This is a genomic window from Corynebacterium genitalium ATCC 33030 (genome assembly GCF_000143825.1).
GTDB classification, from domain to species: Bacteria; Actinomycetota; Actinomycetes; order Mycobacteriales; family Mycobacteriaceae; genus Corynebacterium; species Corynebacterium genitalium.
Window position 1 is genome coordinate 76,212 of record NZ_CM000961.1, and the last position, 12,704, is coordinate 88,915.

Consider the following 12,704-nt stretch of genomic DNA (forward strand, 5'->3'; position numbering starts at 1 on the left):
ACTGGGCACCGACGCTACTTCCGGAAGACCACTTTCAAACAGGTGGTTCCAGCCGATAGCTGACCGCAGCCACCCGAAGACGGCTTCACGTTTTGCAACTCGATCACAACACTGCACGAACCACTCCACGCACTCGCGCGCCGAGCGTAAGGGCAATCGACCGCTACCGCCCCAGGTACGCTCGCGCCGCGTCATCCATCGTCGGGAAGCGCGCGATGAGCCCGTCTGCTTCCACCAGGTGGGGACCAATGCCGACGGCACGAATGCCAGCACGTGTGAGCGCTTCCACCCCGGCCCGGGAGTCTTCGAACCCGATGATCCTGTCGGTGGGCACGCCAATGTTCGCGGAACCAAGCAGAAACCCCTCGGGATCAGGTTTGCCGTGAGACACATCCTCGATTGCGACGCTACGCTCCCCTACCGCAGCGAGCCCGGCTTGGGCTAAGCCGCTCTGCATCAGTGCGCGGAAGGTTCCGGTGACCACGGCGACGCGCTTGCCGTCGTCGATAAGCGCGGCGACGAAGCGCGCCGATTCGCGCGTAATCGTCGGACGCTCAGCCACCGCCGCTGAATATGCCTCTGACAGGTGGCCGATTAGCGCATCGAATTCGTCCGAGGACCGCGCCGCCAAAAGCCGGCGGGCGATATCGGGATCGGACAGGCCGACCAAGGATTCATATTCACTGGAACGTAAGCCGTCGAGCCCCACGTTCTGCAGGGCCGTTTCGTATGCCGCTTCCAGAACCGGCTCGTCATCGCTCAGCGTGCCGTTGAAATCGAACAAGACCCCGTCACAATCCCTGAGCTGTTCTAGGAAGAAATTGGCCATGCAATAGATTGTGCCACGGCCCGTTTGGACGACACGCAACCTTTTGACCAGCAGTTTTCGCAGAAACCAACGCAAGATAATGATCAACTCCTGTTCGCCGATTTGTCACAAAGCTGCCACTGATCATTAAGAAACCTGTGAAACCTTTAAGCGGAAAGCGGGCAAACTCCTGCCCAGCTTCGCCCTAATGGAAAGGCTCTACATGTTCTTTACAAAGAAGTCCGCGGCTGCACGCGTAGCAGCAGCCAGCTTCGCAGTCGCCACCACTCTCGGCCTCGCGGCGTGCGGTGGTGGGGGCGATGACGGCGCCTCGGCAAACGTGGGTGGCTCCCCTGAGGAGATCGCCCAGCTGGCCAAGGAGGAGGGTGAAGTCCGCCTCATCGCCTACCCGAAGACCTGGGCGAACTACGAAGGCCACTTCAACGAGTTCACCTCGAAGTACGACGTGAAGGTCGCCGTCGATTCCCCGGACGCGTCCTCCGCCGAGGAGCTCCAAGCCGTCCAGAACCTCAAAGGCCAGGACTCCCAGCCTGACGTGCTGGACATCGGCTACTCCTTCACCAACCCAGCCATTGACCAGGGTCTGGTGGAGCCGTTCAAGCCGTCCACCTTCGACGAGATCCCCGACGACTTCAAGGACCCGGAAGGCAAGTGGGTGTCCGCGTACTACGGCGTGATCGAGTTCGGTGTGAACACCAAGAAGGTCGACGACGTCCCGAAGACCTTCAAGGACCTGCTCGACCCGAAGTACAAGGGTCAGATTGCTCTGTCCGGCGACCCGCGCCAGGGCGCATCCTCCATCGCCGGCGTGTTCGCTGCTTCGCTGGCTAACGGCGGCTCCCTCGACGACATTGAGCCGGGTGTCGCTTTCTTTGAGGAGCTGTCCAAGTCCGGCAACCTGGTGAGCATTTCCGACCCGGCTGCCGCTCTGACCACCGGTGAGGCCGCGATCGTCCTCGACTGGAACTACAACTGGGTTGGCGCTACCGAGCAGCTGGAGAAGGACGGCGTCGACCTTGAGCGCGTCGTTCCGGAAGACGGCGTCTTCGGCAACTTCTACGCGCAGCCGATCTCCGTCAACCCGAAGCGCCCGAACGCGGCACGCCTGTGGGTTGAGTGGCTCAACTCCGACGAGGGCGCAGAGCAGTACGCCCTCGGCGGCGCTATCCCGTCCCGCTTCACCAAGCTGGCAGAAGAAGGCAAACTCTCCGATGAGGCTATGGAGAAGCTGCCGGACCCGGCTGTCCTGGAAAAGGTGCAGGTCCCGTCCGTTGAGCAGGGCGACAAGGCCAACGAAGTCATCGCTACCGAGTGGGCAAAGAGGGTCCGTAACTAATGTCTAGCGCCGTCTCTTCTTCCCAGGACGCGGTGGAACCGCAATCTACTCTGGGGCATGACGAGAACGGCAAGAAGAAGGAAAAGCGGGAGCGCACACCCAAAGGGAAGTTCAGTTTCAACCCTGCTTCCCTCGGTGCCCTCCCGTACTTCCTTTTTCTGGCTGTCTTCCTGATCATGCCGATCCTGGCGAACACCCTAAAGTCGTTCCAAGATCCCCAAGGCAACTTCACGCTCGCGACGATGGGCGAGGCAATGGGTTCGACCTACCGCAGTGCGTTCGTCCTCACCTTCAACCTGTCCCTGTTCACCGCCGTCGTCGGTGGCTTCTTCGGCGTGCTGCTGGCGTGGGCACTGACCCACGACAGGCGCCCGGGCAAGCTCTCCGGTCTGATCAACAGCTTCTCCGCTCTCGCCGCCCAGTCCGGTGGTGTGGGTCTGGCGTATGCGTTCATCGCGCTTTTGGGCACCGAAGGCTTGCTCACCGTTGCCATCGCCAACGGCTGGCCCGGCTTCCGCGACGTCTTCTCGTTGACCGGTTTCTGGGGTGTGTCGCTGGTGTACCTGTACTTCCAAATTCCGCTGATGGCCACACTGATGCTGCCGGCCATACAGGGCATCCGCAAAGAGTGGTACGACGCTGCATCGTCTCTCGGCGCCACCCGCAGCCAATACATCAAGGATGTGGTCATCCCCGTTCTGTGGCCCGCCATCCTGGGTTCCCTGCTGCTGCTGTTCGCTAACGCATTCGCTGCCTACGCCACCGCGTTCGCCCTGGCCGGCGGCTCGCTCAACTTGGTGCCGATCCTCATCGGTTTCTTCATCAGCGGCAACGTGCTGCTCAACCCGGGCCTTGCAGCTGCGCTGGTCACCTGGATGATGCTCATCATCATCGCGGCGATGGCTCTGCGCATCTACTTCACCAGAAGGAGTGAAAAATGGCTCAACCAGTAACGACAGCTCCGGCCGAGGAAGCCATTGACCCCGCGTCCGACAAGCAGGTCCGCCGCCGCAACCAGCACAAGACGTCGGCAGCCTCGACCGCGATCCTCATCGTCGCTGCGATCTACTTCGCGCTGCCCTGGTTGGCGGCTGCCGTCTTCGGTTTCACCCGCCCGGGTGTCGGCTTCACCACAGACACCCTGGCGGAAACCTTCAACCACTCGCGCGCAGGCGAATCCCTGATCAACACGCTGCTGTTGACGGTGGTGACCACCCTGGTCATGCTGATTCTTCTCGTGCCCACCATCATCTTCCTGAACCTCAAGGCGCCGCAGATGGCAAAGGCGGCGGAGTTCCTGTCGGTGCTCCCGCTCGTGGTCCCGGCCGTGGCTCTGGTCAACGGTGTGTCGGTGTTCTTCCGGCCGTTCGCCCCGGGGCTGCTCACCTCGATGTGGATCCTCGTTCCGCTGTACGTGATCAACGCGCTGCCGCTGTGTTACCGCGCCATTGACGCTGGTGTAAAGGCCTTGGACCTGCGCACGATGTTCGCTGCGTCGTCGTCGCTGGGTGCGACTACCTGGCAGACGTTGAGCGGCGTAGTCATCCCCAACCTGCGCGTCGCCATGCTGTCCGCGTCGCTGCTCTGCATCGCAATGGTGGTCAGCGAGTTCGCTATCGCCTCCCTGCTCCTGCAGTACACCTTCCCCGTGTTCATGGTCGAAGTGTCCTCGACGAACCCGCGCGGTATCGCCGCCCTGTCGTTCTTCGTCATGATCTTCACCTGGATTCTGCTCAGTTTGATCTCGGCGGCATCCACCATCTCGCTCAAAAAGAATAGAAAGGCCTCGTAGCCATGGCTGAGCCCTTTGTGATCCTCAAGGATCTAGTCAAGTCCTACGGTGAAAAAACCGTCCTGCGTAACTTCAACATGTCCATCGGCGAGGGCGAGATGGTCGCTCTCCTCGGCCCCTCCGGTTGCGGTAAGTCCACCTCGCTGAAGATCCTCGCCGGTCTTGAGCAAGCAGATTCCGGTGAGGTCATCATCAACGGCCGCGAGGTGTCGGGCCTACCTACCCGCAAGCGCAACCTGGGCATCGTGTTCCAGGCGTACTCCCTGTTCCCGCACATGGATGCGGTGGAGAACGTCGCATACGGCCTGAAGATCCGTGGCGTTGATGCGGGAGCTCGCCGTAAGCGCGCGGAAGAGCTCGTTGAGCTCGTCGGCCTGAATGAGCACGCCGCGAAGTACCCGGGACAGATGTCGGGTGGTCAGCAGCAGCGTGTCGCGCTCGCTCGCGCTCTCGCGGTGGAGCCGGAGGTGTTGCTTCTCGACGAGCCGCTGTCCGCCCTCGACGCCAAGGTCCGTGTGCAGCTGCGCGACGAGATCCGCCGCATTCAGCTGCAAGAGGGCATCGCTACCCTCATGGTGACCCACGACCAGGAGGAAGCTCTGGTCATGGCGGACCGCATCGGTGTCATGAATGAGGGTGTGATCGCCCAGATCGGTACCCCGGCCGAGATTTACCGCCACCCGGAGTCCCCGTTCATTTCTTCCTTCGTCGGCATTACCAACCGTATCCCCGGCGTGGTGCGCAACGGCCGGCTCAACGTGATGGATGTCGAGATGGACATTGTGAACAAGGACATGCCCGCCTCCGACGGCGACATCATGATCGCGCTTCTCCGCCCGGAGGAGTTCGAGCTGCGTCACGACGAGCAGGGCCGTTTCACCGTCCAGGACATTCAGCTCCGTGGCATCTTCTCCGCCGTGATGCTCGACCACGACGACTACCCGGGCCAGGTGCGTGTCGACGTCTCCACCACGAAGGCCGACCAGATCGCCCCGGGCCAGCGAGTGAAGCTGGACTTAGTCCGTTCCGAGGCCGTGATCGACACCCCAACCGAGGAGGAGCTGACCGTCGCCCAGGAGCTGTACGCGAAGCGTCCGCTGGGCACCTACCCGACGCTCCAAGCAGGTCAGCCGCACGAGTAAGGAGCAGGTTCACACATGCTGATCCCAAGCAACGAGCATCAGGGCACGAACGATGTCGGCCCGGGTGCGCACCGGCCCATCTTGATCATTGGTCTCGATGGGACCCGGTGGGACCTCGTCCAGCGTGACGGCGTCGGTAACGTTCTTCCCCGCCTGGCCGAGGAAGGCCGCTTCTCCACCATCACGATGGAAGTGCCGACCATCTCTGGGCCGGGGTGGGCCTCCCTGTTGACGGGAGCCTCGCACGCCGAGCACGGGATTGTGGACAACACCATGGTGGGAAGCCACCATTGGGCCTACCCCGACGTTCTCTCTTTGGCGTTCCACCGGGACACCACCACCCGCACGTTTGCGGCGGCTGGTTGGCCGGTGCTGATCGATCCGGCGGGGCTGGGACCGATTCTCCACCCGCGGGACGATCAGCAGAAGGCGGGCCTGCACCGCATCGTCGCACGCGACGGAGAAACCCATGGCTACATTGCTACCGACGCTGAATGCGTGGCCTACGCCCACGCAGCACTGCGGGGGCCGGCATTCGACATGGGGTTCGTATACTGCTGCGACGTGGACGACGCCGGCCACGTCTACGGCGCAGTGTCGGATGAGTACGCCGACGCGATCCGACGGGTGGATGCGCATGTCCAGACCCTGACGGAGGACATTCAGTTCCGCTACGACACCTTCGGTGAAGACTGGCTCGTGGTGATTACCACGGACCACGGTCACGTGGACGAGGGCGGCCACGGAGGCGACTCCCCCGAAGAACGCGCCTCCTGGGCCATCGCTTGGGCCCCGAGCGGGGCCCTGCCAGATTGGCCGGAGGAACTAAAGCCTACCCAGCTCACACCCTTGATTCTCGAGGCCCGATACGGGTAAACTCCGGCACAGAATTCAGACCATAACGCGAGGTCACACACCACAGTGGCCTCGCGTTATGCGTACCGTGATATTGACTGATATCCACTTCGGCCCCCAGAGGAAGGCGACAGCGACATGGCTCACCCCACCGGAAGGCCGGAGAGCTATTGGAACCAGTTTGAGCCGGAACCTGGGCCGAACGATCCCCCGCCGAGCACGTGGCTGCCGCGTGGCGGAGCGCGCCAGTCTGCTGCGTCATCGCCGCACTCCGCTAGGCAGAATTTGACCGCAATGGGTAAGCAGTGGATCAGAGCATTCACCGTGTTGTTCCTTGCGTCGCTCGTGACGACGGTCGCGGCTGCCGTGGGACTTTGGGTTGTTCTTCAGTCAACGGAGTCAGTGAAGGACAGCACGTGGGGAATCGCACTGGCGTTGACGCTGCTCTTTACGACGCCACTTACATGCGGCGCCGCACTTGCCGTGATCCATCTCTGGATTATCAAAAGAAAATGGCGTGACCGATCCTCCTCGCTCGACGAAAGCTGAAAGCCGGCAGGTGGTTACATCATCTGAGCAGCGCAGTTTTGCGTCCACCCGCTGGTGCCAACGGTGAAGAACGTCGTGCCGGTTTCGTGGATGCCAGAATAAGCGGGTTAGGGGATCTTTCCCGAGCACACAAAAGGACTTAAACCTGTCCGGACCGCACCGTTATCCGGTGTCATCGTCATCTTCATCTGGGCCGGTGAGAAAGACTGCCTGAACGGTTCCAGACAGGCCGGGCACTGGACGCCGCCGGTGAAGTTGAGGGGTACTTCCTGAACACCACCGTTGAATATCCGCAGTAGCCCTTCCAGCCCGATCTTTCGCCGTGCGCCCCACTGGAGGGTGAACTACCGTGGGGGAGTCCTAGCCCCTTCCTGCTGGAGAATTTTCTGCCATGAGCCCGCACCCCGGCTTCGCTGTCATCGACGTTGTGACAACCGGTTTTGGTGGTTCTGATCGCATCGTCGAAGTCGGTGTCGTGCTGCTGGACCAGCAGCTGCGGGAGCAGGGAACGTGGGAGACATTGGTGCAGCCGAACCGGGACATTGCCACCTGCCACGTGCACAAGCTCACCGCAACGCATTTGAAGAACGCGCCGACGTGGGAAGAAGTCGCGCCCGAACTTGCTCAAGTGATCAGGGGAAGGATCGGGGTGGCGCACAACGCGTCGTTTGAGAAGCGGTTCCTTTCGAAGGAGTTTTGTCGCGTGGGCATTGCCACGAACGTCGGTGAGGCCCACTGGGTAGATACGAAGGACTTGGCCACGGCGCAGCTGGGCTGCGGTAGCCTCGCCGACGCACTCGAGGCAGCAGGTCTGACCAATAGCGAGCCACACGCCGCACTACCTAACGCGGCAGCGACAGCGGAACTCTTGCGCACGCTCTCCGGCACACTCATTGGCGTTCCCCTGCTTTTCACCGGTGCCATGACCCCCACCAACGCCGCTCTGGTGACCCGGAAAGATCTCACTGCGACGCCCCCTGTGGAGACCGCTGAAACCACCAAGCTCAACGGGCTCAACGGGACCGCCAAGCCCGATGAAACGGCCGAGCACACCGAGCACACCGAGCACACCGAGACGGCCGAATCCAATGAGCTAGGCGATGAGGAGAACTGGCTCGCGCGTCTCATCCAATCGCTTCCCGCAGGCGGCGACACGGACACGGACCAGTACAGCGAGCTGTTGCGGGTCTGCCTCGGCGACCGGCACCTCACCCCGGCGGAGTTCTACGGCCTGGCCCGTTTCGCCCACGACACAGGACTCACCGAGGAGGATGTCGCGAAGATCCACGAGGAGTTCATCCGCCAGATCGCCAGCAAAGCCTGGGTCGACGGTGTCATCACCGAACGCGAGAAAACCGAACTGTGCACGCTGGCCGAACAACTCGCCGTTGACCCGGCCTTGGTCCATGAGCTCATCGCCACGCCTCAGATGGACAACGATCACGATGAGGAATGGGTCGAGCTGATCCCACACGACCGCATCGCATTCACCGGTTCCATGGACGTGTCGCGCGAAGAGTGGAGAACCCGGGCACTCAGCCACGGCCTAACGGTCGGCGGGGTAGGACAGAATACTGCGCTCCTCGTTGCTGCGAACCCGGACACCATGAGCCGCAAGGCCCGCCGTGCCCGCGAACTAAACATCCCGATTGTCAGCGAGCTGCACTTTTCCCGGTTGCTGGCCAGCATGGAGACAGAACAACCGCAGGATCAGCCGGCATCACCCGCAGACGCACCCGACGAGCCGCTGGCGTCCGCCGACCCCGGCCCCGATGACGCCACAGAGTCGGAGACGGAGGCTGAAATCGGAAAGGAACTGGATATTCTCGCTGGCTGGCTCACGCTGACGGGGACGGAGTTGCCGCGTGGGGTAAGGGGGTTGGCACCGGGCGTCGAAAAGCGCATGGCGGGAGACGCGATTGCGGGACTGTTCGCGCGGTGCGTCGAAGAACTAGCCGCAGCGTGCGCGGACGATCCGATGAAGATGACCATGATATCCATGCACTACATGGGTGACACGACACTGGAAGAGCTGGGCGAACTCTACAACATCTCGCAAAAGCGCATCCAGCAGCTCGACGCGGAGATCAGACACGACGTCGTGGGGACCACCGCCCTATCAACTGACGTTGCACACCATCTCGCGGCGAGGTTCCTGCCGCTGTCAGCAACCGCCTCGGTGAACGCGCAGCTTCCAGCTCTGGCAATGGATGCAGAGCCGTTCACTGGCACGTACGAGCACTACTTCCGCATGTGGGGCTTGTGGGACACCGACGAAACGTGGATCGCCGCGCCGGGTTTCGCAAACGCTGTCGACGCGGCGCTGGCAGAGCTTGTCGACGAGCATAACGCGGCGCTTATCAGCGCAGCCGCCGAGTCTTTAGGGACCGACCGCGATCTTCTCGCGGAATGGATGTCGCAGCGCAACGGGCTGGTCGTGCTTTCCGACGACGCGCACGTCCTCATCGCGTCCAGCCACCAAGACTTCGCCGCGGGCGTGCTGTCGCTCAATGGAGAGCCGATGAGCACCGCGGAGATCGCCCAGGCAACGCCGATGGACATCAATGAGCGCTTTATCACCAACGCCGTGAACGTCGATGAGCGCATTATTCGTGTGGCATCTGACCTCTACGGGCTACGCGAGTGGGGTCTGGAGGCCTATGCCGGTGGGGCGGATTCCGTGCTCCACGACCACTCCGATGCCACCGGCGATTCTGATACCAGCCGGGGTGAGACGACCGAGGTTGACCCGCAGGATGACCCGGACCTCTACTGGCGCGACGATGCGTGGTGCATGCTGCTCACTGTCAACCACGATCACTTGGGAGGATCCGGCTTCAGCCTGCCGCTCGGTGTGGCCAGTATCTACGGTGTACCGGCGGGCGGTGAAGTCGCTGTGCCGAGCCGCCTGGGTGACCAGTTCGTGGGCGTGAACGCAGCGGAGCAGTCCGACACATCCACGATCCGCCGCTTCCTTCTCGAGGCCGAGGTATCCGTGGGCGACCGGGTGTGGCTCCGCTTCGCTCCGGAGGAATTCGCGGTTTTCCCCGCTCCCGCTCGTGCATTTCCCGCAGATGACGCAGTGGTAGACCTGGCTCACCTACTGGACTCGATGGGCCTCGATCCGGCTCTCGCCGGCAACTCTGAATCAGCGCTTGCCGCCATCAATGAAGCTCTTCACCTTGAACCAACTACCCCGCGTCGCCGCACCGTCGCCGTGTTCCGTCACCGCGGCCAGGACGAATACGGCGACCTGATCCAAGGGCTGTGAGGCTCAGCGCTCCGGTTTTATCAATTTATCAATCGGTGAACCATGTGATCACTTAACGGCTCGAGCAAGCCGAAGGAGAGCATCTGCATCAGGGACCGGCGCTCGCGAATACGGTCCAGAACCGGCCAGGGATTCGCGTTCGGCGGTAACCCAGCATGGGCGAGCCGTGCCGCTTCGTGGATGAACTCCTCGGAAGCATGCGCTGCCAGAAACGACTAGCACAGAGTGACGCACCACATGGACCTTGCTTTCCTGGGTTTTGGTGTGTCAGCTGGACTTGAGAACAAGGTTTGAAATGTGAAGCATCGTCTTATCCCGCTTGCGATCGCGCAAAGCACCATCTAAAGTTGGGACCACAGTGGCGGCGTTGAAACACACGTACCGCGCTATTTCCGGTGGCCGGGTCGCTTTGAGCGACTCGGCCACTGAGCTATCTGCTGGGGGCTTCACGAATGCTTATCGCTTATATTGACGAGTTTGGACACCAAGGTCCGTACATCTCTCACGACCACGCGAAATACAACACGCATCCGTGTTTCGGTTACGCAGGTTACATCTTGCCTGCTGAGAACGTTCGCGAGATGAGTGGCTATTTCAAGTACGTTAAAGAGCAGCTACTCGCTGTGGAGATCGAACTATCCGGAGTGCCGTCAGACCAGTGGGAAAAGAAAGGTTCTGCATTACTCACGACGCGAAACATTAAGCGCTACGGGGACGAACTAGCCCCGGCGCTCTCCCGTATCTACCGGAAGCTGGGAAAGTTGGGCGGACATCTCTTCTTCTACGGACAGCAGAAACCCGTTGGTCCAGTGAGTAAAACAAGAGAGGAATCCCAGGACAGGGAGAACCATTGTCTTATTCAAGCCATCAACAGGCTCGGATCCCTTGCCTCAGACGAGGAAGAGCTAATACTCGTAGTTATGGATGCTACGGAAACTGACAACCGTGAACGCGCAGTGGCCACTCTGAGCGCCACGATTTACTCGCGCAGTAACAAGTCGAATCGCAGCATCGTCGAAACTCCATTACAGACCGAGAGCCATCTTTACAACACCGTTCAGCTAGCTGACTGGACTTGCGCTCTTTTGGGGAGGTTGACGGACTACCACTTCGCGGAGGAGTCCCAGTTCGCTTGGTCAGTAGATCTAGGACGAGAGATTTTTAAGCTCTCGCATCCGACCGATAATTCTGTTGTATGGTCCAATTCTCCGACGAAGGATTCTACTTGTTTTCCAAATCAGCTCACCAAGGCTACTAGGTTCTGGGAGGTAGAGCAGCGACGTGAAGCGGAGCAGGAAAGGAAGCGCTTACGAAATGATGGAATGTTCCAACGCTTGATCGATGCGGGTTCACCAGACCTTCAGGAGAAACTCTACAAAATCCGTAGCGGCGAACCTTGCTAAGTGCTTCGATGCAACAAAAGCAGCGCTAGGCTCCGCTTAGGTCAGCGCCTGGGTGTCGCGCTCCATCTGGTCGTAGGCCTGGTTAAACACGACCATCGCTTCTTCCTCCGAAGGGTCGAGCAGCCCGAAGGAGAGCATCTGCATTTGGGAACGACGCTCGCGGATGCGGTCCAGAACCGTCCACGGGTTCGCGTTCGGCGGCAGGTCCAAGCGCGTCGGCGGCGGACCAGCATGGGCGAGCCGCGCGGCTTCGTGGATGAACTCCTCGGAAGCATGCGCTGCCAGCAGCGACTTCAGCGTGATCAACAACTTCGCCGGGATGGCAACGGGGTGGTTGCGCAGGGTGTGCAGCGTGTGTCGGATCGGCTCGGTGAAGGCCGGGTGGCGGTAGACCAGCCCCTCAAGGTCAGTGAGGATCTCACCAGCGCGGTGCAGGTAGGCGTACCAGGACAGGTCGCGCTCCAGCGCCTCGCGGATCGCACCGATGCCAGAGGCGCGGATCAGCCAGTCATTGAACGCCGCGCCGCCCTTGACGGCTTCCTCGTGGCCGCGGAACAGGCCGTACTCACCAATCAGGTCGACGACGTTCTCGATGCGGTGCGCTGCGTGCCGGTTCGGGTCCGGGGCCGCTTGAAGGGAGTGGGCGGAGAAGCTGGCATCGATGTTGCGGGGTCCACCGGAACCCTTATTGCCTTTCGAGTAGAGGGCGGAGACAAGCTCCAAACGCGACTGCGATGTCACCGCGGCGATCTCACGGGTCAAGGACTCACTGACCACGCCCGTCGCCACTGTTTGCGCCAACAGGGCGGAAACCGGCATGACCCGGGAGACGAAACCGCCCAGCTGCTGGGACAGGCGCGCAGCGTGCTCGTGGGCTTTCATGATCGGGTCTTCGTCGCCCAAGGCCCCCTCACCGAAGGAGTCCGCGCGCGACAGCACGCCCAGCGTGTTCAAGGGTGTGAAACCGAGCTGCTGGATGAACTCGACCTCGTCGCGGCGGGGTGCAGAGTCAAACAGGAACACGGCAGCATCGGCGTCGACGGAGGCGGAACGGGTTTGCTCGTAGCCGTCGATAAGCGCGGCGCGCGTTGTGGCTTCATTTTCCGCTGTCAGCGTTGCTGTACCCGGGGTATCGATGAGCGTGTACCTGCTCACCGCTTGCGACGGCAACCAGCGGTCGATGAACGCGATCTCCGCCGCCGGCACCGGCAACTGGGACACGCGCCCACGCTGGATCGGGATGGGGACCTGCTCGCCGCTGCGCAGGTAGGCCACGGCGCGATCCGGCATGCCGTTTTGGAACACGGTGACCACGTTGGTGGCCTCCAGCGCGCGGGTCTCCGCGACAGGCGCGCCGACGAGCGCGTTGAGCAGCGTCGACTTGCCGGCCTTGATGCGGCCGACAATGACGATGCGCGGCGGCGTCTGCACGCGCGCGATGAGCGGGCCGCAGGCGTGGGCCATCTCCGGCGACAGCGACGCCAAGCGGTGCAGCTCATTCGCAATCAATTCGAGAATGGACATGTA

General features: G+C 61.7%; 10 protein-coding genes. 8 read left to right on the plus strand and 2 right to left on the minus strand.

The features are described 5' to 3' along the window. Positions 1–163 precede the first annotated feature (163 nt). Entirely contained in the window at positions 164–829 is a 666-nt protein-coding gene (locus HMPREF0291_RS11135) for an HAD family hydrolase (protein WP_156774772.1), read from the minus strand. Between the two features lie 202 nt (positions 830–1,031). Between HMPREF0291_RS11135 and HMPREF0291_RS00395 the strand changes: the two genes are divergently transcribed. The 8 genes from HMPREF0291_RS00395 (at position 1,032) to HMPREF0291_RS00430 (ending at position 11,177) form a co-directional block, all read left to right on the plus strand. After that, positions 1,032–2,165 carry an ABC transporter substrate-binding protein gene (locus tag HMPREF0291_RS00395; RefSeq protein WP_198002207.1) on the plus strand — a complete coding sequence of 378 codons (1,134 nt, stop codon included), beginning with the start codon at positions 1,032–1,034 and terminating at the stop codon, positions 2,163–2,165. Next, complete coding sequence (locus HMPREF0291_RS00400; RefSeq protein WP_005286211.1) at positions 2,165–3,118, plus strand: ABC transporter permease; 954 nt, start codon at positions 2,165–2,167, stop codon at positions 3,116–3,118. Before HMPREF0291_RS00395 ends, HMPREF0291_RS00400 begins: the two co-directional genes overlap by 1 nt. Next, on the plus strand, positions 3,103–3,957 hold the full coding sequence (locus HMPREF0291_RS00405; RefSeq protein WP_005286213.1) for an ABC transporter permease: 855 nt from the start codon (positions 3,103–3,105) through the stop codon (positions 3,955–3,957). The genes HMPREF0291_RS00400 and HMPREF0291_RS00405 overlap by 16 nt, the downstream gene beginning before the upstream one ends. A 2-nt stretch (positions 3,958–3,959) precedes the next feature. Next, complete coding sequence (locus HMPREF0291_RS00410) at positions 3,960–5,099, plus strand: ABC transporter ATP-binding protein (RefSeq protein WP_005286220.1); 1,140 nt, start codon at positions 3,960–3,962, stop codon at positions 5,097–5,099. Positions 5,100–5,114: 15 nt separating this feature from the next. Next, on the plus strand, positions 5,115–5,975 hold the full coding sequence (locus tag HMPREF0291_RS11435) for an alkaline phosphatase family protein (protein ID WP_005286224.1): 861 nt from the start codon (positions 5,115–5,117) through the stop codon (positions 5,973–5,975). A gap of 273 nt (positions 5,976–6,248) precedes the next feature. Next, positions 6,249–6,503, plus strand: coding sequence for a hypothetical protein (locus tag HMPREF0291_RS00420; protein ID WP_005286226.1), 255 nt, complete (start codon positions 6,249–6,251; stop codon positions 6,501–6,503). Between the two features lie 391 nt (positions 6,504–6,894). Next, positions 6,895–9,774 (plus strand): exonuclease domain-containing protein, encoded by a 2,880-nt coding sequence (locus tag HMPREF0291_RS00425; RefSeq protein WP_005286230.1) that lies wholly within the window; start codon positions 6,895–6,897, stop codon positions 9,772–9,774. A gap of 452 nt (positions 9,775–10,226) precedes the next feature. Beyond that, on the plus strand, positions 10,227–11,177 hold the full coding sequence (locus HMPREF0291_RS00430) for a DUF3800 domain-containing protein (protein WP_005286232.1): 951 nt from the start codon (positions 10,227–10,229) through the stop codon (positions 11,175–11,177). Between the two features lie 36 nt (positions 11,178–11,213). Here the strand turns inward: HMPREF0291_RS00430 and HMPREF0291_RS00435 are convergent, their stop codons facing one another. Continuing rightward, positions 11,214–12,701, minus strand: a complete 1,488-nt coding sequence (locus tag HMPREF0291_RS00435) for a dynamin family protein (protein ID WP_005286235.1) — start codon at positions 12,699–12,701, stop codon at positions 11,214–11,216. Positions 12,702–12,704: the final 3 nt, after the last annotated feature.